The following is a 24,004-nucleotide window of genomic DNA, read 5'->3' on the forward strand; positions in this document are numbered from 1 at the left end:
TTTTAGATTGCTAGCTGTCCTTCTGTCTCATTCAGTTTTTCTTTATTATCTTCCTGATTTATTTGGTCGACCGTTTTAATCTTGAAGTTTCTAAATAATAAAGATCCAATATAACCGCTCACTAAACCTGCGGCCGCGCATCCGAGTGCAACAAAAGTTACTTTTAACGGATCATTGAAACCATACATAACAGCCAGTCCGGCTATTGGAGTAGCTGTCCCCGTTGCATTATTAATTAATCCTGATAAGGCAACGATGACACCGGCACTTGCTCCTCCTATAAAATTGGTGATATAAATAGGAATTGGATTAGCTGAAATGATATGTGCCTGTGTTAACGGCTCGATCGCCACTGCAATTGTCGTCTTACGATCTCCAAACTTCATTCGTTTAAATAAAATGAAATTCATAAAAGATGAACCGAATACGGCCAAAGCTCCAATCGCCATTGGCACACCAGTCAGTCCGAGCATTGCTGTTAATGCCATAGAGCTAAGTGGTGCTGTTGCTACAGTAGTGATGACTCCACCAAGGATGATTCCCATAAGAATTGGACTGCTGTTGGCTGTTTCGGTGATGATACCGCCAATATTTAACAAGGTTGCATCCACTACAGGCTGCATCCACTCAGCAACCAATCGAACTAGCGGAGCGGCCACAATGATTGTCACGATTAAATCCAATCCACCTGGTATTTTTCTCTCAATCCATTTCACTAGAAAAGCAACCAAATAACCTGCAATGAAACCAGGCAACAAACCAAGACCTGCCACAGATATACCCATCATTATTGCGTAAACAGGTGAAACACCCATCGCCAAGGAAACTAGGGCTGCTGCTGCCACACCTCCCATACTTCCCGCTGCATCTCCTACTTCACCAAGAAATTCTATTTTCAGCAGATCTCCTCCGACAAATCGCTGAAAGGCTTCAACCAGAAAAGCGGCTACAGCCGCACTTGCAAGTGCCCCCATCACCTTCATCCCTCTAGGTGCTTTATAGCTAAATAAAGAAAATAGTCCTAAAACAATCAGTAATAATAAAGTCCCTTTGATAATTTCCATGATGCTTTCTCCCTCTTTGCGTATATTTTATATGTATTAATTACTTCATTTCATTTAATATTCTAGTTCGTACTCCATTTGTGTTCGTATTTTTTGCAGATAATTATAGATTGTAAATTTCGATACACCTAAAACTGATGCTAAATATTCAGTTGACCCTTTGATTAAAAATGCACCCTTATTCTGTAATTGGCGAACACATTCTATCTTCTCTTCTAAAGTCAGGGTTGAAGGTGCTTTCTTAAAATTTGATAAAACTTGCTCGACCATGTCTTGAATCACTTCTTGTACGGTAGAATAAAAGGCCTCTGATTTTTCAACTGTCCCATTAAAGGCAAGGAATTCCTTCACTTCAGACTCGTAGTGCATCATCATAGATATATCATAGTTAATGCAAAGGGCTCCAACTACCTGATTCTCTTCACCCCTCAAAAAAATAGTGGAAGACTTCATTGTAATTCCGTTTGGTAATCTCGTTTTATAATTCGGAATATCCTCTATATCAGATACAGGTTTTGTTAATTTATTTAAAACTAAATCAGTACTTGGGCTGCCCATTTCTCTTCCCGTAACATTACCAGCTAAATAGACCAGAGACTTTTGTAAATCTGAAAAATCATGTACCGCCACCTCACATCTTGATCCAAACATTTTAACGAGCATATCTGCTGTGCGCATAGCCAAATTAAAAACAGGTGCAGTAGAGTCCTCCCTCATATTTCCTCTCCTTTTTTGTAAACGATTTCATTTTACTCAAAAATAAAAACCCATTAAACTGAGTAGGGAATTTTTGGAAACAAAAATCATCATATCATAAATTTGGTAGAATTCAAATAAATTTGTAACTACTACAAAAATATTGTTATAGAAAGTAACTAGTTTATTGCACTCTATTAGATGGTTTGCTAGTATTTTTGGTACTTTCAATGATTATGACGAATGAAAGCCAAATGCCAAATAACCCCATTATCTTTCGAGCTTCCTTAATAACTTCTTTTTGGGTTTATCATCTTCTATTAACCGCTCCCCTTCACTATGCAGCCTCATAGTAGATACTTTTTGATCATTATTTTTTGGCCCACATATAAAAAAAGCTGCCCAACAGCCCCAACCCTGGGACTATCAGGCAACTCTTTTTCTCAATTTATTCAAACTCTCGATGATCCTCTACCTTTAATAAGATTGATTACCAGCATAATCGCGGCAACCGCCAATAGGATATGAATCAAGTTCCCTGCTATATCGAACAGGAAGCCAAGTAGCCATACAGCGATGATTATTCCAATAATTGTCCAAAGCATCTAATTCACTCACTTTCATTGTTTATTTGATAACTGACTTATTGAATTAGTACCCTTATTAAGACAATTTGAAACAATTGGGTTATTTAGCGATTGCTGGAACCAAATCCACCTTCACGTTGTTGATGAAGAACTTGATCATCATCGGCGATTAAGTATTTTTTGAAGATGCCTTGGGCAATTCTTTCTTCCTTCTCAATGACGACCGGCTCACTCCCCCAGTTGACGAGGCAAATGCCGATATTGCCGTCATTGCCTGGATTGCCATAATAGGAGGAGTCGATGATTCCTGTTCCGTTAGCCATGGCAAGTAAGTATTTCACCCCAAGACTGCTTCTTATGTATACTTCGAGAACTTCATCCTCCAGCATATAGGCTTTGACATCTGTCCAGAAGAGATGCTTGGCACTCGGCTCTATCGTTACCGTTTCATTGGAGAAGAAATCATATCCGGCAGACCCGGCATCTCCTCTGATTGGCAGTTGAATACTTGCGTCTTCATGCTTTCTGAATTCATTTCCTACTACTTCAAATCCTCTTGTTTTCATCATTCATTCTTTCCTCTCACTGTTCACTTCTTTTCAAGCATTTTGTCCATAAGGCTGGAAATAATGCTTGATACTTCTTCGTTAGAAAACGGTCATCTATCAAGATGAGCTTACCCCTGTCCTGTTCAGTGCGGATTAATCTTCCCCCGGCCTGCATGACCTTATTCATCCCTGGGTAGACATAGGCATAATCAAATCCATTTACACCGAGTGATTGGTAATAATCCTTGATCAGATTACGGTCCTCATTGACCTGGGGCATGCCTGTTCCAATGATAATGACCCCGCATAGCGCCTCTCCAATCAGGTCAATGCCCTCGGAGAAGACACCGCCCATCACGGCAAAACCAATGACTGATTTTTCACTCTCTTGCTCGAATGCGGCAAGAAAGGCTGAACGCTCCTCCTCATTCATCCCTTGTGACTGAACGAGCACCTTATGGGTTTCGCCTAAATCCTCTAAATAGGCCGTGACCATCATCAAATATTGATAGGACGGGAAGAAAACAAGATAATTGTCCTTATTGGCAGCATGTGTCCGTATGACCGCTGCCACTGCCTCCGCCGTCCTTTCCCGCTCCCTGTATTTCGTCGACAGACCGAGAATCTGTACTTCCAGCTGATCAATTGAAAACGGAGATGGGACGGAAAGTGTATAATCCTCCTGACTCCCACCAAGTGCATCAATATAGTATTTGGCAGGTGTTAAGGTCGCTGAGAAAAAGATTTTTGCTGCAAACCCTTTTGACATGGAGGCCAGGTTGTTGGACGGGTCAAGGCAATAGATTTTAAGCCCCATGTCTCGCTGTTCAAAGAATAGCTTTGTCACATACGCCTCACTATAGTACTTCGCAATTCGTAGAAAGCTTTGCACGCTGAAATAAACATCCAGCAAGAACGCCGTGCTTTCCCCGCCCCTTGCCAGCTCCCCTTCCATGACTGGCACAAGCTGTTCAAGCATTTGAATGAAGTCCTCAGGCTTGTCCTTATCCACTTGAATCCTTGCTTGACCCATTGCTTTCTTCGCCTCAATGAAATATCGATTGACGGTTTTGGCTGCTTCCGAGAGTGGCGGGTTTATTGTTTTATAATGGCGCTGCATCTCAAGGAAATCCTTTTTCCATAGGGTTTTCGAGAACATCTCTCTACCCCGCTCGACAAGATTATGCGCCTCATCAATTAAGAGCACCGTTCCCTTACGCTCCTCCTCAAACAGCCTTTTCAAGGAAACCCCCGGGTCAAAGAGATAATTATAATCGCATATGAGCACATCCGATAAATACGCTAATTCAATGGAATACTCAAAGGGGCATACTCGGTGCTTACGGGAATACGCTTGAATGGTTTCCTTATCCATAATGTCTTCATGGGTAAGAATATCGAGAATGGCTTCATTGATCCGATCAAAATGACCTTCCTCATACTGGCATTGTACCCGCCCATGTTCATCCACTGGTCCTTCACACATCTTTTCCTTCGCGGTTAAGGAGACGACCTTTACCTTCAAGCCATCCCTGACAAGGAGATTCATTGTACTTTCAGCGACCTTTTTCGTTGTTGTCTTGCCGGTCAAATAAATGACCTTCCTGACCTGTTCACCTGCTTCATGTCCCATTTGCTTGATGGAAGGGTAGAGAAAGGAGATGGTTTTACCGGTTCCAGTCGGTGCGAGCGCAAATAGATTCTTTCGTTCACTGATTGTTTTCCAGGCCGCCCCCATCAGCTTGCGCTGGCCTTCCCTGTAATCAGAAAAGGGGAATGGTACGGAATCTGCGGTGGATTGTTTCTCCTCCATCCGCTTTATTTGAAGCCTTGCAAATGGCAAATAGGCGAGAATGACTTCATGGACGAAGGATTCCAGCTCATCGACTGTCCAGCTTTGCAAATATGAAGCGGTCTTTTTCGTTTGTTTTTCCACATACAGCAATTCTACATTCATCTTTTGTAAATCATTCTGGACGGCATATATGTACGCATAGCATTTCGCCTGTGCCCAATGAACAGGATAGGCATTTTCGGCTAGCTCTCTAATATCCTGGGAGGTGGATTTAATCTCTTGAATCATCACTTCTCCCTCACGGCGGAGAAGACCGTCACATCGACCCTCAAGCACGAATCCGATGCCTTCCTGCACAATACGATGACGGAGGAAAACCTCCTTCTCATCCTCCGGTCCATACGCAGACTGAATTTCCTGGTGTATCTTCGTCCCTTCTGACATGGATGTCGCCACCCTGAAACGATTATCCAGATCCCCGCTCCGATAGACATACTCGACTAAATGGCGAATCGATATTCTGTACTCCTTCTCCATACCCTTTAACCACCCTTGTCCGTTCATATCCCTTCTATCTTACCATATATCGTACAGACGTTCTGATATAGACAACATCATTCTTGCTTAGATTTAAATGGTACGTTTAAGACCTTAAATGTCATTTTGATGTATATGAGCATATGGAGCCGAAACATTATTTGGAAATCGTTTTTTTAAGACATATCGGTAAGACTATTATCAAATGCGTTAAAGCAATTGTAGGCAAACCATTTATTGATGAAAAGAAGGTCATTTTAATGAACACCTCTGAAGAACATCTAAAAGAAACCATCCAAAAAGCGTTAGAAAAAATTGATTGGGAAGAAAAAGAAAAAGTGGAGTTAAAGCAAATCATTTTTCACAATCTTCGTTCCAGTGTGGGTTCCTCTTATTTGACAGCAACCTTTCTATACGAAAACCCGAGAACCGTTCAAACATACGATATTCAAGTAGTTAAGAATGATGGAAGAGAATACCCTGATTACTTCGCCTATAGCCAAATAACGAACACAAAGAGCGGTAAACAAGTCTCTCATACACAAAACACAACACGAGTAGCTGATAAACTATTGTATATAATCTGTACCCAATTAGAGAAGGAAACCGGAGTAACGGTCACTCCTGATTTCAAGGAAATTAAACGTTTTATCAGAGAATTTGGCCAATATCATCAATGCATTCAATATTCTACTTCCTATTTGACTAAGCTAGCCTCCCGTATTCGTATATATGAGGTAAACAAAAAGCAAAGAGAAGACTTTGATATCAAATCCTTTATCAATTCGCTAATCAAAAGGTAAACATGTGTACTGCCCGCCCTAATGGAACTAAAGGCATCCATTCCATCTGGATGTCTTCTTATGTTCAGCCACAGAAAAGGTGCTGCATTTTGTTCGACAAAGGGATTGCATAGGCCATTTAGGATACGTAGTTGACTACTAAGCTGGTTGGAAAGGATGAAGCAGCCCAAAAAAAGAGAGCATGATTCTGCTCCCCCTTTTCATCATCTATTAGTGATCTTTCGAGATATCCTCGAGGGCCTCACCAGCATCATCGCTGGACCCATATGTAACGGCCAGGTCGCCAAGTGAGACAATCCCGACAAGTTTGCCGTTCTCAAGCACAGGCAGTCTCCTAATCTGATGCTGTGCCATCAAGGAAGCGGCCTCCTCATCTGTTGTATCCGGATTGGCTGTGACAACATCAGCATGCATGACATCGGTTACCTTCGTTGATCCAGGATGTTTCTCGGCTATCCCATCCACCACAAGGTCGCGGTCTGTAATTACACCAAGCAAGGTCCCATTGTCACATACAGGGATAATGCCGACATTATCCTCTTTCATTTTCACGGCGACTTCATATACATTATCAAGCGGTGTGACATAGTCTACATTTGTGGTCATAATATCGCGTAAATAAGGCATTTTCTATCATCCCATCCTTTTATTGTAATGTGTCTCTATTATTCCCCTATTAGGTTCAAATGACACATCAAGAATGGAAACCTTATTATTGATTGATGCTTTCTGCCTGACTTTTCAAGATGTTCACTTCTTCATTGATGCTTTCCATCTTCTTATCAAGCTCAGCAATCATATCAGCTGATTGCTTGATGTCATGCAGAATATGTCCTGGTACCTCTCCATCAAACTTATAGTATATTTTATGCTCTAAGCTTGCCCAGAAATCCATTGCGACAGTTCGAATCTGGATCTCAACCTTCATCCATCTCTTATGGTTAGAAAAGAAGACTGGGATTTCCGTGATGATATGCAGGCTTCGATACCCATTAGGCTTTGGATTTTGGATATAGTCCTTTACCTCAAGAATTCGTATATCATCCTGCTGCTTCAGAGCGTCCACGATTGCATAGATATCCTTGGTAAAGGAGCAGGTAATTCTAATTCCTGCTATATCTCGAATATTTGCTTCCACATTCTCCTGAGTGATTACTAGTCCTTTATGATTCATCTTCCTGATGATGCTATCAGGACTTTTCATGCGAGATTTGATATGCTCAATCGGATTGTAGTGGTGAATCATTTCAAATTCTTCATTTAAGATTGTCAGCTTTGTGTTCATCTCATTTAAGGCAAATCGATAGCCGATGAGAAAATTCTTCCACTCTTTCATTTCTTCCTTGCTAAATCTGTTCATGTCAGGTGAACCCTCATTTCGAAATAGTTACGCTATTATATACGAAAACGAGGATAAAATCGTTTCACATTTTTTCAAAATAATATATATGAGCAAAAAGTTATCCTATGTAACTTTTTTCAATTATGATAATGTATTGTAACTCATTTAAATGGATAAGGAGAACATCATGAGAAAATTATTATTATTCATTTCATCACTTGCCATCATCCTTGTATTAGCTGCATGCAATAGTACCAGTGATAGCAGTGAAAAAGACAAAAATGAACCACCAAAGCAGATAGACCTTGAAGGAGATTGGGTACAGATTAATTCAAATTCCGAAGACTCCTGGCAGGAAGCTGTGATAAAGGGTGATACAATAGAAATCAATTGGAACAATAATGATGGTGATACAAAATCACTCTACTGGGCAGGTACCTTCATCAAGCCAACTGAAGGAACAGAAAGCTATTCATGGATTTCAGATAATGATACCTCAAAAACTGACAGTGCGCTCTTAGCATCATCTGCAGAAACGAAAGAATTCACCTATGAAGATGGAATCTTAAGCTATGAAGCCGCTGCATTAGGGACGACAACGGTCATTAAACTTGAGAAGAAATCAGAATAAGATAACCGGGGAGCAAACCCGGTTATTTTTATGTAATGATAAACTTGCCCTTAAGATTCTATCTATTGATCTTTTTTTACAGACTTCTCATCCGCTTTCTTCTGCGCTTGCCAGGTGTTTATCAATCCCGGAACCCCAGCCATCATGCCTGCTATGAAACTCCACATTATGTAACGCCAATCACCTGTATACAATGATATCCCCATAAAAATCAACAGCTGACCAATAAGAGCGAACCAGACAGCTGCCCAGGCAAATTTCAAGTTTTCTTTCATCCATCTTCCTCCCTAGCAGACTATTTTACGTCAATCACAAACGCATACACCGCATCCCCTTCATCCCAGTTAGCAGATACACCATATATGTAGGTCCCTTTTTCCTTTGGCAGAACGAACTCATTTCCTTTTACCATCACATCTACCTCATTCTCATCATCAATCCATCTGGTGAGACTGAAGGAATCTTCTATTGGCTCCCGGTCGAATTCAATTGTCAAGATAGATTCAGGTGAGGCATCTGCTGGTTCTGTGCCATAATAGGCAATCAATTCAGGCGGGGTGGCGAAGGTGTCCTCACAAACTCCTTTCAGCTCTGAACTCCAGCAATAGGTTCCCCGTACAACCTCTACCCTCTCCTCACTAATCATAATGATTGGCTCAGGCGGCATGGACGTGTATTCCTTCCAAACCCAATAGCCGCCCATGATCATCAGGATAACCAACGCAAATGTTATGATGGATCCCTTCATCCTCTCCCCCCTTTTGCTTAGTATCCAAAAAAAGAGACCCGAATCAAGTCAGGTCTCTTGTTGTCCAATATGAAAGCTATTCCGGCTTAATCGATCCGTCTCGGATTATTAATCGCTTGAAGCATTTTAGTTCCTTCCGTCATATCACTGCTGCATAAAGGACAGGAAGGGGTTTCTGTACTTTTGAAATTGTCTCGAACCCAGGCATTGCAATCATCAGATGTACACTCCCACACTTTTGTTTCCTCAGGGATTACTTCCTCAACATTTTTTCGATTGTACATTACCGGCACACCTTTCGTATTAAGTCATTATATGTAACAAAAGGCTATCCGCTTTCAGTGGATAGCCTTTATAAACAATTCTTAAAGTTTAATTACGTTTTCAGCTTGAGGACCGCGTGCGCCTTCAGTTACGTCGAATTGTACGCTTTGTCCTTCTTCTAAAGTTTTGAAGCCTTCGCCTTGGATAGCGGAGAAGTGTACGAATACATCGTTTTCGCCTTCAACTTCGATGAATCCGAAACCTTTTTCTGCATTAAACCATTTTACTTTACCGTTTTTCATTTTGTTACCTCCAAAAATGTGTTAATAAACAAAATTCACCTATCATAAAATGTACCGCTCTGTAAAAAGGATAACACTTTATAATAAGTGAAACATTCAATTTACGGGTAATTTTATATAGATAAATAATATAGACTATTTTAACAATCATCCAGCGAAATGTCAATATCTTCGGTATCCACTATTATTAATACGCCAATATCATCCATCTTATTCATGGTTATTTAAGATTTCATTCTTGCACTCATTCAGCTGTCTGAAATACTCAATTCTTTCTTCACGGCTAAAGCCTGCATTAAGACCGCTTGTAGAGGGAGCAACAAAAACCCGGCACCCTTCCCATTTTTCCGTTGTATAGAAGAAGCCCTCCTGCAATCCTGGAACGACCTTCTCCTTATGGATTTGAAATGCATGCCTGAAGGCTGTGATTCCGACAAAACAAAGTATCTTTGGCCGGTACTCAATGATAGTGTCCTGCAGCCTCACAGCCCCTTCCTCCATATCCTTCTTCGTAAGCTTTGAAGCCGTTCTCGTCGGTCTTGCCACGATATCCGTTATCCCATATCCATAATCCAATAACTTTGGTGTTTCATCCGGCCGAAACTGATAGGGGGTCAAACCGCCTAAATGGAGCGCCTTCCAGAACAAATTGCCTGGATTAGCGAAGTAATGACCGGCTAGTGCGGAAACTCGCCCTGGATTAATACCGCAAAACAAAATATCTAAATCATGCCTAATATAGACCGGCAGTCTTAAGTGTTCAAAGTCTTCCATTCATTGATCCCTTCCTTCTATCGTTGAAGCTACTTTACCATATTTTCAAATCCATATCCTGCCCTTCACACTTTTAAACACACAAAAGGGCAGCCTGCTTTCACAGATTGCCCTCTTTTCGGTTCAAATGACAAATATCAGCTGTTACCTTGGTAAACATCAGCTTAAGCATCGTCTGACTTCGGTACTTTCGTATTCTTACCTTCCCAGATAGTCCCACCAGTCGAAGCCAAGGGTAACAGATACAATGGCAAGACGGAATTTGAATCATGAATGCTCAGTCTATATAACTCATTATTTTACATAAAAAGATGCCCTATCAACATGGATAGGGCATCTTCCATCATCATTATTTCATGCAGCAACGCTTGTACTTTTTGCCGGATCCGCATGGACATGGCGCATTACGAGGAATTTTATTGTTCGTTACAGGCTCTTTCTTTTCACTCACTTCTTGAGCAGGCGCCAATTCTAATGGCGTGAACCCTTTCAAGATCCAGAGACGTGTATGGTTTACGACCTTGGCAATATGCTCAACAATCGCGTTGACATCTTTCTCGTTCTGAAGCTCAATATTCTCGCCAAACCATTTAACTACTTCTTGTAAGCCATGGCCAAATTGGACTTTATAGAGGAATTGCTCGATTAATTCATTCGCTTGAGCTGCCTCTAAAGAATACGTATCTTGCAGGAACTGACTGAATGCAGCCATTTCAGCTGTTTTCTCAAAGCTTTCATAGCGATTAAGATTCATCATGCTTTCCGCTGGGATTGGATAATAGTTCAATTCCTCTCTCGTCTTAAGGACTTGCTTGAAGCTATCAAGCTCGCGAATTGTTTGGTGAATCAAGTAGCCGTCCTTCGCATAGAAAATGCCGTAATAATCAGCTAAGTAGCTGATATAGTTTGTAAGCCATGCTTCTTCAACCTCTTCTTCGAGGTAAGCCTCCACCATTTTTTTGACCGTTTCTAAGTCTGCAAAACCGTAATAACGCACGATCCCAAAGAGAATATTAGAAACCTTTTGGTTACGGTTCACATCAGCCATGATTTCTTTTGGATCAAGACTGAAGAACTGCTTCATCACTTGTGAAGGCATTACAACAATCGGCTGGTCATCCTGCTCTGCCGGATGGATATAGCCGATACTGGATAAGTAGAACACATCCTCAAGGGCGATTTGATCAAGCGGCATCACTCCGCTCTTAGTCATAAGGGCAACAATAGATGTATATTGCTGCAAGTCCATCATCTTTGTTCTTTCAGGCACGGATGCAGGAATATGCTCCACCAATGCCTGAACGAGCTCCTTCTTCCTTAATGAACTCATATTTTTCAAGTTTAGGTTACGTCGAATATTTTTAAGAGCATCCATCTTCAAGGCATCTAGCAATGTCTCTAATTGGTACTCATCAACATGTGTAGCTGTTGTCATTCCATTTCCTCCATCATATCGTAAAACTTATTTTAAAATAGCACTCCGTCAAAGAACTTGATTTTACTACAAAATCCACAAAAAATAAACTGTTCCTCAATTGTGAATATTTATAATCATCAATCCAACAAAAAAAGGAAGCGATTCACCCACTAGCAAACCACTTCCCTTCACTATCACTGTTTAATTGTAACATTGACTGTCTTAATACCCCAAGCTTCTGCCTCTGCCTGACTTGGAATGAAGACATCGATTTTGTTCCCTTTAATCGCTCCGCCGATATCCGCTGCTATCGCAGTACCATAGCCCTCTACATACACTTCTGTACCAAGCGGAATGACGGAAGGGTCGACTGCAATGACTTTGGCATCTGGGTTAGCTTTTAAATCAATCCCTGTATAGGTTACTCCGCTTCCCCCTTCACAGTCTGCCGTATAGGCTGTTGCTGTCATGGTAATCACGGTTTCTTCAGCAGCTTCTTCTATCTGAGGTTTCACGGTATCCTCTGTATTTTCAGGTGCTGACTCTTCTCTGCTCTCATCTACAGAGGCTATGACTGGTTCTTCCTCTGTGAGCGTTGCTTCTTCGACAACAGGTTCTTTTTTCTCTGGCTCAGCTTCTTCGGCTGCTGTCGTATCTATTACGCTATCATCCTTATCCTCTTTTGGAGATACAGCTTCCTCTTTTCTTTCTGTTTCTTCAGCGGAAGCAACAACAGTCTCCTTGGTTTTTACAGCCTGTATCTCGCTTGCGATTTCCTCATATAGCATAGCGGCATGGAAGGAGTCCTCCTTCTCTTTATCTGCAAGCTCAACAATTCCTTCGTTTATGAAATGTTCGATTGCATATGGATCAGCAGCTTCTATTTCCTCATCATCCTTCTCCGCAACGATTTTCATCGAAGACAGCCGAATAAATTCTGGTGATAGATTCGATAAATCTTTATCTATATTAATCATATTGGATTCTTCTGCATGCAGCTCTTCTGTCATAAGCTCCTCTTGGTCAGCCGCATAAAAGCCCTCTGCGGAGCCAATGATGGAAGCACATGCTAAAAAAGTCATACAAATTTTCTTCAAAACAAAATCCTCCTGTCATTTGCCGTTTTAACGGGCAAGACCTATCCTATCAGCGGGGATGGTTTTTTGTTAAGGTCAAGAATGTAATAAGAGCATGACATTGATTGCAACAGGATTACAATAATGTAACAAATTGACAGAAAAGTCCTTCTGTAAACGCTCCATCACCCGCCAGTCTTGAGGCTGGATTTGGTCCTTTTTTCGTCTTCATCATGGTTTTTATCCATAAATTACCGGACAATGGGGCTCATTTTTCATTTTCAGCATCTTCTTTATCCCCGTCCCTTTCAAAAAAGGGGATGATAATGATATAATTTGCTAGATAACAGTTAACGGAGGAATTTTATTACATGATAACAGTTAGTAATGTTGGTCTGCGTTTTGGCGACCGAAAATTATTCGAAGACGTAAACATTAAATTTACGCCTGGAAATTGCTATGGTTTAATCGGTGCAAACGGTGCAGGTAAATCCACATTCTTAAAAATATTGTCTGGTGATCTTGAGCCGCAGCAAGGGAATGTCTCCTTAGGGCCTGGTGAAAGACTTGCCGTTTTGAAACAAAACCACTTTGAATATGAGGACACAGAGGTCATCCAGGTTGTCATCATGGGTCACGCTCGTCTCTTTGAAGTCATGCAGGAGAAGGATGCCATCTATATGAAGGCTGATTTTACAGATGAGGACGGCATGAGAGCTGCTGAGCTTGAGGGTGAATTCGCTGAGCTTAACGGCTGGGAAGCAGAGCCTGAGGCTGCAATTCTCTTAAAAGGTCTTGGCATTCCGGAAGAATTGCATAACAAGAAAATGTCTGAGCTTGACGGCGGCGAGAAGGTTAAAGTTCTCCTAGCTCAAGCCCTATTCGGCCAGCCTGATGTTCTTCTTCTCGATGAGCCGACGAACCACTTGGACATTAAAGCCATCCAATGGCTGGAAGAGTTCCTCATTAACTTTGAAAACACAGTCATCGTTGTATCTCATGACCGTCACTTCTTAAATAAAGTATGTACTCATATCGCTGACCTAGACTTCGGCAAGATTCAGCTTTATGTCGGAAACTATGACTTCTGGTATGAATCCAGCCAATTAGCGCAAAAGCTAACGGCTGAATCCAACAAAAAGAAAGAAGAAAAAATCAAGGAATTGCAAGCCTTCGTTGCCCGCTTCAGTGCGAATGCATCGAAATCGAAGCAAGCGACGTCCCGTAAGAAATTGCTTGAGAAAATCACGCTTGACGATATCAAGCCATCTTCAAGACGTTATCCATACGTCCACTTCACGCCAGATCGTGAAATCGGCAATGATTTATTACGCGTTGAAGGCTTATCCAAAACAATCGACGGCGAGAAAGTCTTAAACAACATCAGCTTCACCATGAATAAAGACGACAAAATTGCCTTGCTCGGAGCGAATGATAATGCGAAATCCACTCTCTTCAAAATCTTGATGGGTGAAATGGAAGCAGATGAAGGCACATTCAAATGGGGAATCACGACTTCTCAATCCTACTTCCCGAAAGATAACTCTGAGTTCTTCGAAAACAGTGACCTCACATTGGTTGAATGGCTGCGTCAATTCTCTCCGCAGGATGAAAGCGAATCCTTCTTGCGTGGATTCTTAGGCAGAATGCTCTTCTCTGGCGAAGAAGTAATGAAGAAAGCATCCGTCCTATCCGGGGGAGAAAAAGTCCGCTGCATGCTCTCTAAAATGATGCTTAGCGGCGCTAATGTTCTCTTGCTTGACGAACCTACCAACCACTTGGATTTGGAATCCATCACAGCAGTCAATAACGGACTAATCAACTTCAAGGGATCCATGATTTTCACATCCCATGACCATCAGTTCATTCAAACGATTGCGAACCGTATTATTGAAATCACGCCAGATGGCTTGATTGATAAACAAATGACTTATGATGAGTATTTGGAAACAGTGAAGAAATAATCCGATTAAAGGAAATAAGGCTGGGACATAAATATTTCAGCCAATGATAAACCCGAATGATTAAACGATAAAGGAATGAATTCTATCGTCTGAACTGCCCCCTGTCAAGTAGACAGTGGAAATAATAAAAATACTTTATGCGGCTTGAGTCCTGTATTCTAGGGGGCTCAAGCCGTTTAATGTTTCTTGGTAACGTTCATTATTGTAGAACTTTATGTACTGATCAATGGCGTGCTTTAACGCTTCATAAGTCTCGTATTTATGTAAATAATACTTCTCTACTTTTAATGTCCCCCAAAACGCTTCAATGGGTCCATTATCGATGCAGCGACCCACTCTCGACATACTATGTGTCATGTTTGCTTTCTTTAGGATTCGCTTAAATTCTTTGGATGTATATTGATAACCACGATCGCTATGTAATAGTGGGCATTCATCCTCTTCTAATGCTCGAATAGCCGGTCTTATGGTCTTAAAGACAAGATCGTTATTATTCGAATGTCCCAATTCATACCTTACAATTGACTTATCATATAAATCGATAATGGCACTTAAATAAGCCTTTTTACCATTGCCATACTTAAGTTCAGTTACGTCGGTACACCATTTCTGATTTGGCTTTTCGGCTGTAAACTTGCGTGCTAACACGTTTTCAGCTACGTAATCTGGTTTTACTTTTCGATATTTTTTAGGGCGACGTCGAATCACCGCCTGTAGGCTACAAATTTGCATAATGCGATAAATACGCTTCTTATTCACTTTGTTTAAGCCGTTTTTTTCACGTTGGCGGTTAATGGTCATCGTAATACGGCGGTAGCCATATATGCCATCTACTTGTGTATATAATTGTTGGATAGACGCCACTAGTTGTTCGTTTTCTCTTTCTTGTGCAATTGGTTGCCGGTTTAGCCATTTGTAGTAAGCTGCACGTGAAATCTTCGCAATCCGGCAGAGTAACACGATTGATAGATTTTCTTTCTCAACTAATTCTTGAATCGCTAAATAACGGCTTTGTGTCCGAATTCTGCTTAACGAAACCTCCTTTCGATTTCCTCTAACTTTTTTAATAGTAAGTTTTCTGCACGTAATCGTTCATTTTCACGCTCCATCTGTCGGATTTTCAAGCGTAATTCATCTTCTGGTGTGCGATCTTCTACTGGTTTTGTACGACCACGGCGGTCATGAAGCCCCTCTTCTCCATGTTGTTCAAACTTACGTACCCATTGATATACCTGTTGGTATGACACCTCGTATTGCATTGCTGTCTCTTGATAATTCTTTTCGTTAGCTAGGCAAGCTTTGGCGATTTCAATACGTTCTTCTACGGTTGTTTTTCTTCCTTTAGTCATAGTTTGGCTCATTCCTTTATCCGAATCTTTTAATTCACTATGACTAGTATAGATTTTCAACCACTTTTTGAACACAGACAAACTGCTAATTCCGTATTTGGCAAGAATATCGTACTTTGAATATTTTTCTGTTAAATAGTCTTCAATAGCGCTTTGTTTCAATTCTTTTGAGTAAACTTTACTTTTCTTAGGACGCATTAAAGCTTCTATGCCTCCAAATTGATATAGCGAACGCCATTGGTAGAGTGTATCTGGATGAATAGCGAACATTTGACAAATTTCTTTTATCGTATATTGACCTTCCTCTAAATATTGTAGTGCCAGAATTTTAATGTCTGTTGAAAATGATTTTTTAGGCATAAAAAACTCCCCATTTGATAAACAGATTTTATTTTTTCATCTGTCTACCTAATGGGGAGCATATCAGTCTAATTATTCGGGTCTTTATGTTTTCCATACATATTAGTTGATTGTGGCCTTCTATTATTCGTGACTAGTAGAATGAAGCGAAATGCACTCGACTCCTGCGGGAAGTAGAGGAAAGGCTGAGACCCACAGGTGTAAGCGCCGAGGGGGCTCAAGCTTCCTCCCCGTGGAAAGCGGGTGCCTTTTTTGTGTTTCCAGCTGCTATTGAATAGGAAGAATAAGTTACCATCATTCATTTTTGAGAGTCATTTATTTAGTTTTCTCCCAACCTCATTTTCTCAGAAGGATATTCTGTTTATTCCCTTACAGTGTTAGAATGAATAAAAGGTAAAAACTGGAGGAGTGGGTATTTGAAAAAGATATTTGCTGGTCGCTATGTGACAGATGCCAAAACGGATTTTGTCCTCTTCATCATTGGGATGCGAGTTAACAATCTTCTTGCTTTTCGCAAATGGATTCCTGTTGCCAAAGCGATGGGTCCAATGATTAAGGAACTATATCAAAACCCTGAACTTGGATTTATACACACGGAGGTTTCATTAAGCTGGAGGGGAGTCACCCTCATCCAGTATTGGAGGAGCTTCGAGGACCTTGAAGCCTATGCACATGGAAGGATTCACATGAGAGCTTGGACAAGGTTTAACAAGAAAACAAAAGGGAATGATGCGGTCGGTATCTTTCATGAAACCTATCGGATTGAAAAAGGATCTACCGAGGGTATTTACGTAAACATGCCAAAAACCGGCCTTGCCCATGTTACCACCCATGAACCAGTGACGAAAGAAATGAACACCTCCCGTATGCGTTTGATGAAATAAGCAAAAAGGGAATCCCAAAATACATAGGACTCCCTTTCATTCATTTCTTAATATGGGGCACCTTCTCAAAAAACTCCCGGTAATCATCCACATAGTAATCCGCCTCAGCAGAATGATTCTGAAACAGGCACGTTTGAATGCCCAGCATCTTGGCGGGAATGATATCAAGCTCCCGGTCCCCGACTGCCAGGTCAAGCCCATATTTTTCATGCAAATATCGATAGCTCGCCGGGTCAGGCTTCCTCGGATACCCATCATCAATGGCGACAATCTCCGTAAAATAACGACTTAGACCATTTGCCTCTAGAATAGCTCTTGCAAGCGCCCGCTCCTTATGAGTCATAATCACATTCACGTCAGCCGCTGCAAGTACCTCGCAGAGACCTGGAAAAGGCTTAAAGTCTTCGGGTTCAAGTTCACGCTCCAGCTGTTTCACTCGCTTGATTTCCTCATCCGATAAACCAAGCTCCTTGAAGGCATGGCCAAAGGAGACCTTCAAGAGGGCAAAGATTTCTTCATCAGAAAGACCGCACTGAACGGCCTCCTTGACCATTTTTGTATAGGCAGGATACGTATCCATCAAAGTACCATCAAAATCCCATAATATGTTCATGCGGTTTCTCCTATTTCTTGACCGTCGTCCACCCGTCGGCCTGCGTCACTTTTCCTTCTTTCATTAATCGGCCTAAAGCACGCTTAAATGCCGCCTTGCTCATGCCGAATCGCTTCTGAATATCCTCTGGGTCAGATTTATCCCAATAAGGCATGCTGCCTCCACGGCTCTCAAGATACGTAAGAATTCCCTCTGCATCTTCATCTAAACGTTCATGTGTTCGAGGAAGAAGGGAACCATTTAAGCTGCCGTCCTCCTTCACGCCGATTACACGGCCTTTCACAAGCTCGCCAAGACGAGGCTCGACAGAACGCTCGCTTTCATGAACGAAGCAGCGATAGCCCTCTGTTGTCAGGATGAATGTCCCAACCCTAAGGAGACGATAGGCACGCCCTTCAAATTCCTTGTTCATGAGAGATTCTGGAGCTGGTTTGCTTAACTCCTGGACCACTGTTTCCGTCGCAAGACGGCCGAACATACGGCCGCGGCTGTCGACCATCAGCGTGACATACAGCTGATCGCCCACCTCCGGCCAAATTCGTTTAATCCGAGGAAGGTCATCAGAGGAAATCAATAAGTCCTTTTGAAGACCGATATCTAAGAATACCCCATGACTCGGGTGAACATCTACGACAGGTGCCCAGCCATATTCCCCTTCCATGATAGACGGGAGATTCATCGAAGCAGTCAAACGGCCATCCTTATCATTGAATAAGAATACTTCAATTTGCTGGCCAATTTCGATTTCTCCGACAATCTCATTTGTATGGAGCAAGACATCCTCTTCCCCATTTGAAAGGAAATAACCAAATGTCACTTCCCTTTCTACTGTTAATATTGCTTTCATTCCTGGTTGTAATTGATTCATTAACCTTCACCGCTTCCTTAAATTCAAAAATCGTTTATTTCATTATTATTCCCTATTCTCCGGTCAAATAAGGACTCATAGGATCATGTTTTTTTCGGTTTGCTTGGACAAGCTTATCACTTCTAACCGCATAGCAATACGGACAGCCGAACGGACAAGTGTCATAGCTTCCCATATCAATTGACTCTGCGCAGCCGCATTCTGCCCGCTGGTATTTATCCTTCTTAACCGGCAATGAATGATTCAGTACCTTTTCAATATAAGCTTGATCGATACAAGCTCCATGCATAATCCCATACTTCTCCAGATTTACCTGTTCCGAGCAGGTTGCAATGGACATTCCATTCTCTCGTGCGATGCTGGATAAGCCCTTCACTAAATCGGTCAGCTTCTCCTCTCGATCTGGAGAAAGCCAATCAAAGAACACATACTCCTTCTCTGTTTCCAAACGGCCTAGTCTTCCTTTTGTTTTGGCGTAAAAATCCATAAAACTGATTACGACCCTGCTTGTCTGTCCATTCAGTTCTTTGGCGATATGGGCAAACCGTTCCAAATGATAGCAGGCATCCGTTTGATTACTAAGGATGATTGGGTCATATCTCCACACCATATGCTCAGGGCCAAGCACATCAGCCAGGCGCCTAAAGGTGTCGATCCGAAAAGATAAGCTTGGGACTCCCGGCTCTAACGCATCCGGATAGTCATTTAAGGTATAATGCATAATAGACTTATACCCTTTATCCAAGAGCTCAGGCAGATAACGAAGAATGGGCCTCGGATTCTTTGACCAGAATACGATTGCATCCACATGATCTGCAGCCAAGGAAACCTGCTTTATCTGCTTTCGATTATACGGATTGACCTTCATGAAGGAACCTGCCCTGATTCGATTCATGAACCACTCAGCATAAAACGCCGGAATATCAGTACGCCTGCTTGCGCTAATGATCATTTTATTTCTCCCCTTGTCTTTATCTTAAACGGAAATATCTCTTTTGACAAAGAACCACCATGCCACACCGTAAAAGAAACAAAAATGAAGCCCTAATATGACTATGGAAAACAAGAAGCTCATCTCATCATAAACAGGTCTGTTCCCGAAGAAATATTGATCAAGCTTCGTATTCTCAAACAATAGTATCATTCCAGCCTTCCATTCAAGAAGACGAAACACCTCAGTCACCAATTTTCCGCCAAGTAAGGCAGCCATGCCAACTCCGATGGAAAAGGCCCCATTCTTAAAGACTGCCGATACCATATACGTAAATGTCACGATCAGCATCGATTCCGTAAAGGCTATCATGTATTTGAGCATAATCCCTTTGAACAGATAACCGCTTGCCGAGAACCCTTCAAACCCAAACAAAAGGCCGCCAATAACCGCCGATACGGCAAATGCGAGAATAAAGAGATAGAACAGATAGAGGATGACTGTGAGCCATTTCGAGAACAATAGAGCCGAGCGCGAAATAGGCCGTATCACAATCAGCTTGATGGTTCCATATTGAAACTCATTTGAGAGAATGGTGCCCGCAGCTCCAATCCCCATAAAGGCAATAATGATCAGTGTGTTTGCTGTAATAGACATGTAGTTTAACATATTTCCATTGTTAGCTCGCACTATATCTGAAAAAAATAAAGCAAGTATACACATCACGACCGGCATAATCAGAAAAGAGAGCTGAACAAACCGGTTCCTCGCCATCCGATAATGCTCATTGATCAGCATCGATATCATGATGGTTTCCTCCCTTCACTAACGGATTGGAGAAACACTTGTTCAAGTCCTTGATTTTCAAATGCTAAATGAAAGACATCTATCCCCTCTTGAACGAGCAGCGCATTGACAGCGGGGACTTGGCTCTTTTCGACTGCAAGCCGAATCCAGCCATTGTCATTAGAGATAACGGCATAGCGCTCACTCAATAGCATCGCTGCCTTGTCCGGCTCACTCGTCTCAATTACGAGCACCTCTTCTTGTACTGTTTCTCTTATATCCACTATTCGTCCATCCTTCATAATAGCAATTCGATCACAAAGCATTTCCACTTCCGATAGCAAATGTGTAGAAAGAAAGATGGCTGTTCCCTCTTCACGGGCAAGGCGCAGCAAATGCTGGCGCAAGTCATGCATACCGGTCGGGTCAAGCCCATTAGTCGGCTCATCTAATATAAGCAATCTTGGTTTATGTAGAATAGCTTGTCCGATTCCAAGCCGCTGCTTCATGCCTAGCGAGTATGAAGCAACCTTATCGTGAATGCTGTCTTCGAGCTGAATAAGCTCCACTACCTCTTGAATGCGTTCCTTCGTGATTCCGGTATATAGGTTGGCTACGAGCCGGAGATTCTGCCAGCCTGTCAACTCTAGATAGAAGGCAGGGTTCTCAATGACCGCACCAATTTCCCTAATCGCTGATAGATAGGATTTCTGGATATCAGAGCCCAACACTCGGATGGCTCCTCCCGAATGCTTCATCAACCCGCAAATCATCCGAATTAAGGTGGTCTTTCCGGCACCGTTCGGACCTAATAGCCCAAATATTTCCCCTTCCCGAACATCTAAGTTGATGTTTTCAAGAATGGTCCGGCTGCCGATTTTTTTGTCAACCCCGTTTATTTCAAGCACGGATTGTGCCATGTTCATTCCTCCTTCTTCAACAACCCATTTTACACTATTTGTTTCATGGATAATACGAATTTTTCTCAAAACCAAGTATCTGTCTAATCAGCACCAATAAAAAAAAGGAACGTTAAACGTTCCTTCATTAAGGTCCTCATGATAGGACAAATGCCCCTTCCTCTTTACTCATCAAATGGAGTCTATGCATGGCCCTTGTCATGGTTACATACAGCAATTTTAGATCAGTTTCATTTTGTTCATGATATCTTTCATCATGACTAAAGGCGATTACACAGTCAAATTCCAGTCCTTTGGCCAGATAGGAGGGAAGGATGATAAGCTTTCCCTTTGGAATGGACATTTTTTCTTCCAAAAGGCTTACAGCAAAGTTTCTCTTTCGGAGAATTTGATAGGCTAACTTGGCATCCTTTGCTGTTTTGGTAATGATGGCAAAGGTGTGAAAGCCTTCCTCCCTCCATTTTGCCGTTTGTGCTTTTACAGCCTCAGCCCACTGTTCTCCCTTTTCAAAGGAAAAGTATTGTGGTGCTTCTCCATGTCGCACGATCGGCTCAACGATAGGAAAATCATAGGGGAGCTTTTCGAGCAGCCTATTCGCCTCATTCATAATCTCAATCGTTGTCCTGTAGCTTTTCTTCAGCTCCTTATAGCTTGCCCGCGGGAAGATCTTCTCGGCTACTTCCTGCCAGCTCGTAATCGAACGATAAGAATGAATCCCTTGCGCGAGATCACCTACTAAGGTGAACATATCCGTTTCAAGAGCAGTCTTTAAAGCAGAGATCTGCAGGAAGCTATAATCCTGAGCCTCATCAATAACAACATTCTTTGCCTTCTGTCCAGGCTGAATGCCATAAAGCTTTGCATGGAGGTAGAGAAGCGGTCCAACGTCTTCTGCCTCATATTTCTTTTTGGCAAAAATCTTTTGGCTGTAGGTGCATAAGTCAGCCGCATCCGTTTCTGACAGCATCCCTTGGGCGTAATCACAAAGTCTTTCGGGTGAAGTGAATAATTGCCTGTAGTGTGTAAAGGTATCATGCTTCTTAATGGATTTCATATAACGGGTTGCAGCCGTTCTCATCTCCGCTTTTATATGGTTCAGGCGGAGATCCTTTCGCTTAAGCACCTCTGAAATATAGGCTTTCCTCTTCTCCTCGGCTCCTTTGAAATTTAACCCCTTCTCCATCTTCGCATCATAATGGGCGATGATTTTCTTCAGCATCACGTCCTTATGACTCTTCACCTGCTGCTGCAGGACCCTCTTAATCTTATCTAATCGTTTATAAAGCGGGAGATACGTATATTCCTGTGTCAGCAAATGGTTTAGTTGACTAGCCTGATAAAGCTTGAATGAATCAACCTTGAAATCTTCATGGAAATACAGACCGCTTTTGATTTCCTCAAAATAATGATCTAATATCCGCTGAAAGAGCTCGCTCCCCTTCAGACCGGCAAGCCTTGCTGCCGCACTTTCCCCGCCTAAGACCTCGATCAACTTACGGTCTTCAACGAGAGGGATTTTCTTGCCGATAGCCTCCTCGACATATTGGGCATAGGTCGCCTGCCTCACGCGCTCAGCTCCAAGCTCCGGCAAGGCTTCTTGGATATAATCCATAAATAGGGCGGTTGGGGTCAAGATTAATAAATCTGCCGGATTGAACTGATCTTTATAATGGTAAAGGAAGTAGGATATACGGTGAAGGGCGATCGTTGTTTTTCCACTTCCTGCTGCTCCTTGGACGATGACCGGTTTATTAAGATCCGCACGGATAATTTCATTTTGCTCCTCCTGGATAGTTGCGACAATCTCCGTAAGCCTGCTCACCGAACTCTTAGCCAATGTTTCCTGCAGCAATTCATCAACCGTCGTCAAATCAATATCGCGCAGGTCTGTGAGCTCGCCGTCTTCAATCATCAGCTGGCGCTTCAGTGTAATCTCACCATCATACGCTTCACCCTCTGAAGTATACGATACATGTCCAAGTCTGCCGTCATAGTACAAATTGGCAATCGGTGAACGCCAATCAATAATGAGCTGTTCTTGATTATCCCGCTGGAACAAGGAAGTCTTGCCAATATATAATCGTTCCGATACTCCAGAATCAGCGGGCGTGAAATCAACGCGGGCAAAATACGGCTTAGGCAAAGCCCGCTTCATGCTTTCCCACTCATCATTCGACATTTGATAAAAAGCGGCGGTCGTTAACAGCTGTCCATATTCCGTGTTTTCTTCCCAATCTGTATCCTCAAAGGTTTCCTTCATTTTTTGCAAGAACTGCTCCTTGCTTGTTCTGGCCGTATCAATCACAACTCTCATGTATTGTTTGATAAATTCCAGTCTTTCCTTTTCAAGCTGAAAGGCTGACTCTTCCACAGTAAATCCCCCTTTTTGACCTCCTGATGCGAATAAAGTTCCCTCATCCATCCGATACTGTTTGCTGGAGGTGGAAAAATGAATCGAACACAAATAGAAGCCATATTCATTGAAAATGGCCTATCGTCCCTTTATAAAGCATATGAGTATCCATTATATCTCCACGGACTCTTAGATCACAACGAATTTACCCAACAACTAGACTCATTCCTATCCTGGTATGATTTCCCCGATTCCCCTTTGCCATTCGATACCTTCCTCTATCATTACCGAATATTCAGCCATATGCTGAAGCAAAAGGAATGGGCCGATTTCGTTGGCTTCTGAGCCATAAATAAAAGCCAGACATCCTTCTTCTAGATGGAGAAGGAATG

At 42.1% G+C, this 24,004-nt stretch carries 26 protein-coding genes; 5 read left to right on the forward strand and 21 right to left on the reverse strand.

Annotation, left to right across the window (positions count from 1 at the left end; all coding sequences use genetic code 11):
- Positions 1-2: 2 nt before the first annotated feature.
- The 5 genes from ACY8DX_RS12030 to ACY8DX_RS12050 form a co-directional block, all read right to left on the reverse strand.
- Positions 3-1,064 carry a PTS sugar transporter subunit IIC gene (locus ACY8DX_RS12030; protein ID WP_462405244.1) on the reverse strand — a complete coding sequence of 354 codons (1,062 nt, stop codon included), beginning with the start codon at positions 1,062-1,064 and terminating at the stop codon, positions 3-5.
- A gap of 54 nt (positions 1,065-1,118) precedes the next feature.
- The gene (locus ACY8DX_RS12035; protein ID WP_462405245.1) at positions 1,119-1,781 is read right to left on the reverse strand and encodes a helix-turn-helix transcriptional regulator; all 663 of its coding nucleotides are present in this window, start codon (positions 1,779-1,781) and stop codon (positions 1,119-1,121) included.
- Between the two features lie 431 nt (positions 1,782-2,212).
- Positions 2,213-2,365 (reverse strand): lmo0937 family membrane protein, encoded by a 153-nt coding sequence (locus ACY8DX_RS12040; protein ID WP_156185595.1) that lies wholly within the window; start codon positions 2,363-2,365, stop codon positions 2,213-2,215.
- Between the two features lie 86 nt (positions 2,366-2,451).
- Complete coding sequence (locus tag ACY8DX_RS12045; protein WP_049672863.1) at positions 2,452-2,913, reverse strand: dCTP deaminase/dUTPase family protein; 462 nt, start codon at positions 2,911-2,913, stop codon at positions 2,452-2,454.
- 16 nt (positions 2,914-2,929) lie between these two features.
- Positions 2,930-5,227 carry a helicase C-terminal domain-containing protein gene (locus ACY8DX_RS12050; protein WP_462405246.1) on the reverse strand — a complete coding sequence of 766 codons (2,298 nt, stop codon included), beginning with the start codon at positions 5,225-5,227 and terminating at the stop codon, positions 2,930-2,932.
- Between the two features lie 161 nt (positions 5,228-5,388).
- Here ACY8DX_RS12050 and ACY8DX_RS12055 point away from each other — a divergent pair, with 161 nt between their 5' ends.
- Positions 5,389-6,030, forward strand: a complete 642-nt coding sequence (locus ACY8DX_RS12055; protein ID WP_462405247.1) for a hypothetical protein — start codon at positions 5,389-5,391, stop codon at positions 6,028-6,030.
- Positions 6,031-6,240: 210 nt separating this feature from the next.
- Here ACY8DX_RS12055 and ACY8DX_RS12060 read toward each other — a convergent pair whose 3' ends face one another.
- Both ACY8DX_RS12060 and ACY8DX_RS12065 read right to left on the reverse strand, forming a co-directional pair.
- Positions 6,241-6,657 (reverse strand): CBS domain-containing protein, encoded by a 417-nt coding sequence (locus ACY8DX_RS12060; protein WP_049670722.1) that lies wholly within the window; start codon positions 6,655-6,657, stop codon positions 6,241-6,243.
- An 85-nt stretch (positions 6,658-6,742) separates the two neighbouring features.
- Complete coding sequence (locus ACY8DX_RS12065) at positions 6,743-7,390, reverse strand: GTP pyrophosphokinase (protein ID WP_049670721.1); 648 nt, start codon at positions 7,388-7,390, stop codon at positions 6,743-6,745.
- 169 nt (positions 7,391-7,559) lie between these two features.
- Here ACY8DX_RS12065 and ACY8DX_RS12070 point away from each other — a divergent pair, with 169 nt between their 5' ends.
- On the forward strand, positions 7,560-8,003 hold the full coding sequence (locus ACY8DX_RS12070; protein ID WP_462405248.1) for a hypothetical protein: 444 nt from the start codon (positions 7,560-7,562) through the stop codon (positions 8,001-8,003).
- 62 nt (positions 8,004-8,065) lie between these two features.
- Here ACY8DX_RS12070 and ACY8DX_RS12075 read toward each other — a convergent pair whose 3' ends face one another.
- The 7 genes from ACY8DX_RS12075 to ACY8DX_RS12105 form a co-directional block, all read right to left on the reverse strand.
- A complete protein-coding gene (locus ACY8DX_RS12075) occupies positions 8,066-8,278 on the reverse strand; it encodes a hypothetical protein (protein WP_462405249.1) in 213 nt (70 codons plus the stop codon).
- A 20-nt stretch (positions 8,279-8,298) separates the two neighbouring features.
- Positions 8,299-8,751 carry a hypothetical protein gene (locus ACY8DX_RS12080; RefSeq protein WP_462405250.1) on the reverse strand — a complete coding sequence of 151 codons (453 nt, stop codon included), beginning with the start codon at positions 8,749-8,751 and terminating at the stop codon, positions 8,299-8,301.
- A gap of 86 nt (positions 8,752-8,837) precedes the next feature.
- Positions 8,838-9,035, reverse strand: coding sequence for a cold-shock protein (locus tag ACY8DX_RS12085; protein WP_049670718.1), 198 nt, complete (start codon positions 9,033-9,035; stop codon positions 8,838-8,840).
- Between the two features lie 81 nt (positions 9,036-9,116).
- Positions 9,117-9,317, reverse strand: coding sequence for a cold-shock protein (locus tag ACY8DX_RS12090; protein ID WP_049670717.1), 201 nt, complete (start codon positions 9,315-9,317; stop codon positions 9,117-9,119).
- A gap of 210 nt (positions 9,318-9,527) precedes the next feature.
- Positions 9,528-10,091, reverse strand: coding sequence for a mismatch-specific DNA-glycosylase (locus ACY8DX_RS12095; protein WP_439802751.1), 564 nt, complete (start codon positions 10,089-10,091; stop codon positions 9,528-9,530).
- A 349-nt stretch (positions 10,092-10,440) separates the two neighbouring features.
- Positions 10,441-11,526, reverse strand: a complete 1,086-nt coding sequence (locus tag ACY8DX_RS12100; protein ID WP_462405251.1) for a YecA family protein — start codon at positions 11,524-11,526, stop codon at positions 10,441-10,443.
- 176 nt (positions 11,527-11,702) lie between these two features.
- On the reverse strand, positions 11,703-12,605 hold the full coding sequence (locus tag ACY8DX_RS12105) for a 3D domain-containing protein (protein WP_462405252.1): 903 nt from the start codon (positions 12,603-12,605) through the stop codon (positions 11,703-11,705).
- A 350-nt stretch (positions 12,606-12,955) separates the two neighbouring features.
- Here ACY8DX_RS12105 and ACY8DX_RS12110 point away from each other — a divergent pair, with 350 nt between their 5' ends.
- Complete coding sequence (locus tag ACY8DX_RS12110) at positions 12,956-14,548, forward strand: ABC-F family ATP-binding cassette domain-containing protein (RefSeq protein WP_462405253.1); 1,593 nt, start codon at positions 12,956-12,958, stop codon at positions 14,546-14,548.
- Positions 14,549-14,683: 135 nt separating this feature from the next.
- Here the strand turns inward: ACY8DX_RS12110 and ACY8DX_RS12115 are convergent.
- A protein-coding gene (locus ACY8DX_RS12115; RefSeq protein ID WP_462405254.1) for an IS3 family transposase occupies positions 14,684-16,257 on the reverse strand; the annotation gives its coding sequence in 2 pieces (ribosomal slippage) (positions 14,684-15,624 and positions 15,624-16,257; 1,575 coding nt in all).
- A 416-nt stretch (positions 16,258-16,673) separates the two neighbouring features.
- Between ACY8DX_RS12115 and ACY8DX_RS12120 the strand changes: the two genes are divergently transcribed.
- Positions 16,674-17,141 carry a DUF4188 domain-containing protein gene (locus tag ACY8DX_RS12120; protein WP_439802752.1) on the forward strand — a complete coding sequence of 156 codons (468 nt, stop codon included), beginning with the start codon at positions 16,674-16,676 and terminating at the stop codon, positions 17,139-17,141.
- 40 nt (positions 17,142-17,181) lie between these two features.
- On the opposite strand, the gene ACY8DX_RS12125 is transcribed toward ACY8DX_RS12120, so the two are convergent.
- The 6 genes from ACY8DX_RS12125 to helD form a co-directional block, all read right to left on the reverse strand.
- Positions 17,182-17,754, reverse strand: coding sequence for an HAD-IA family hydrolase (locus ACY8DX_RS12125; RefSeq protein WP_439802750.1), 573 nt, complete (start codon positions 17,752-17,754; stop codon positions 17,182-17,184).
- Positions 17,755-17,764: 10 nt separating this feature from the next.
- Complete coding sequence (locus tag ACY8DX_RS12130; protein ID WP_462405255.1) at positions 17,765-18,601, reverse strand: CvfB family protein; 837 nt, start codon at positions 18,599-18,601, stop codon at positions 17,765-17,767.
- Between the two features lie 73 nt (positions 18,602-18,674).
- The gene (locus ACY8DX_RS12135) at positions 18,675-19,574 is read right to left on the reverse strand and encodes a DUF1848 domain-containing protein (RefSeq protein WP_462405256.1); all 900 of its coding nucleotides are present in this window, start codon (positions 19,572-19,574) and stop codon (positions 18,675-18,677) included.
- A 24-nt stretch (positions 19,575-19,598) separates the two neighbouring features.
- Positions 19,599-20,360, reverse strand: coding sequence for an ABC transporter permease (locus ACY8DX_RS12140; protein WP_462405257.1), 762 nt, complete (start codon positions 20,358-20,360; stop codon positions 19,599-19,601).
- Positions 20,357-21,259, reverse strand: a complete 903-nt coding sequence (locus ACY8DX_RS12145; RefSeq protein WP_462405258.1) for an ABC transporter ATP-binding protein — start codon at positions 21,257-21,259, stop codon at positions 20,357-20,359. Before ACY8DX_RS12145 ends, ACY8DX_RS12140 begins: the two co-directional genes overlap by 4 nt.
- A gap of 136 nt (positions 21,260-21,395) precedes the next feature.
- The gene (helD, locus tag ACY8DX_RS12150) at positions 21,396-23,630 is read right to left on the reverse strand and encodes an RNA polymerase recycling motor HelD (RefSeq protein WP_462405259.1); all 2,235 of its coding nucleotides are present in this window, start codon (positions 23,628-23,630) and stop codon (positions 21,396-21,398) included.
- 78 nt (positions 23,631-23,708) lie between these two features.
- Between helD and ACY8DX_RS12155 the strand changes: the two genes are divergently transcribed.
- On the forward strand, positions 23,709-23,957 hold the full coding sequence (locus tag ACY8DX_RS12155) for a hypothetical protein (protein WP_462405260.1): 249 nt from the start codon (positions 23,709-23,711) through the stop codon (positions 23,955-23,957).
- Positions 23,958-24,004 lie beyond the last annotated feature (47 nt).

Source organism: Gracilibacillus sp. Marseille-QA3620 (genome assembly GCF_054950035.1).

Bases quoted from the DNA above. Each gene is read 5' to 3' on its own strand.
- ACY8DX_RS12035 (WP_462405245.1), bottom strand. From the start codon at position 1,781: ATGAGGGAGGACTCTACTGCACCTGTTTTTAATTTGGCTATGCGCACA.
- ACY8DX_RS12110 (WP_462405253.1), top strand. From the start codon at position 12,956: ATGATAACAGTTAGTAATGTTGGTCTGCGTTTTGGCGACCGAAAATTA.
- ACY8DX_RS12100 (WP_462405251.1), bottom strand. From the start codon at position 11,526: ATGACAACAGCTACACATGTTGATGAGTACCAATTAGAGACATTGCTA.
- ACY8DX_RS12045 (WP_049672863.1), bottom strand. From the start codon at position 2,913: ATGAAAACAAGAGGATTTGAAGTAGTAGGAAATGAATTCAGAAAGCAT.
- ACY8DX_RS12155 (WP_462405260.1), top strand. From the start codon at position 23,709: ATGAATCGAACACAAATAGAAGCCATATTCATTGAAAATGGCCTATCG.
- ACY8DX_RS12135 (WP_462405256.1), bottom strand. From the start codon at position 19,574: ATGATCATTAGCGCAAGCAGGCGTACTGATATTCCGGCGTTTTATGCT.
- ACY8DX_RS12145 (WP_462405258.1), bottom strand. From the start codon at position 21,259: ATGGCACAATCCGTGCTTGAAATAAACGGGGTTGACAAAAAAATCGGC.
- ACY8DX_RS12140 (WP_462405257.1), bottom strand. From the start codon at position 20,360: ATGATATCGATGCTGATCAATGAGCATTATCGGATGGCGAGGAACCGG.
- ACY8DX_RS12040 (WP_156185595.1), bottom strand. From the start codon at position 2,365: ATGCTTTGGACAATTATTGGAATAATCATCGCTGTATGGCTACTTGGC.
- ACY8DX_RS12125 (WP_439802750.1), bottom strand. From the start codon at position 17,754: ATGAACATATTATGGGATTTTGATGGTACTTTGATGGATACGTATCCT.
- ACY8DX_RS12075 (WP_462405249.1), bottom strand. From the start codon at position 8,278: ATGAAAGAAAACTTGAAATTTGCCTGGGCAGCTGTCTGGTTCGCTCTT.
- ACY8DX_RS12030 (WP_462405244.1), bottom strand. From the start codon at position 1,064: ATGGAAATTATCAAAGGGACTTTATTATTACTGATTGTTTTAGGACTA.
- ACY8DX_RS12050 (WP_462405246.1), bottom strand. From the start codon at position 5,227: ATGGAGAAGGAGTACAGAATATCGATTCGCCATTTAGTCGAGTATGTC.
- ACY8DX_RS12085 (WP_049670718.1), bottom strand. From the start codon at position 9,035: ATGTACAATCGAAAAAATGTTGAGGAAGTAATCCCTGAGGAAACAAAA.
- ACY8DX_RS12060 (WP_049670722.1), bottom strand. From the start codon at position 6,657: ATGCCTTATTTACGCGATATTATGACCACAAATGTAGACTATGTCACA.
- ACY8DX_RS12130 (WP_462405255.1), bottom strand. From the start codon at position 18,601: ATGAAAGCAATATTAACAGTAGAAAGGGAAGTGACATTTGGTTATTTC.
- ACY8DX_RS12065 (WP_049670721.1), bottom strand. From the start codon at position 7,390: ATGAACAGATTTAGCAAGGAAGAAATGAAAGAGTGGAAGAATTTTCTC.
- ACY8DX_RS12090 (WP_049670717.1), bottom strand. From the start codon at position 9,317: ATGAAAAACGGTAAAGTAAAATGGTTTAATGCAGAAAAAGGTTTCGGA.
- ACY8DX_RS12070 (WP_462405248.1), top strand. From the start codon at position 7,560: ATGAGAAAATTATTATTATTCATTTCATCACTTGCCATCATCCTTGTA.
- ACY8DX_RS12080 (WP_462405250.1), bottom strand. From the start codon at position 8,751: ATGAAGGGATCCATCATAACATTTGCGTTGGTTATCCTGATGATCATG.
- ACY8DX_RS12095 (WP_439802751.1), bottom strand. From the start codon at position 10,091: ATGGAAGACTTTGAACACTTAAGACTGCCGGTCTATATTAGGCATGAT.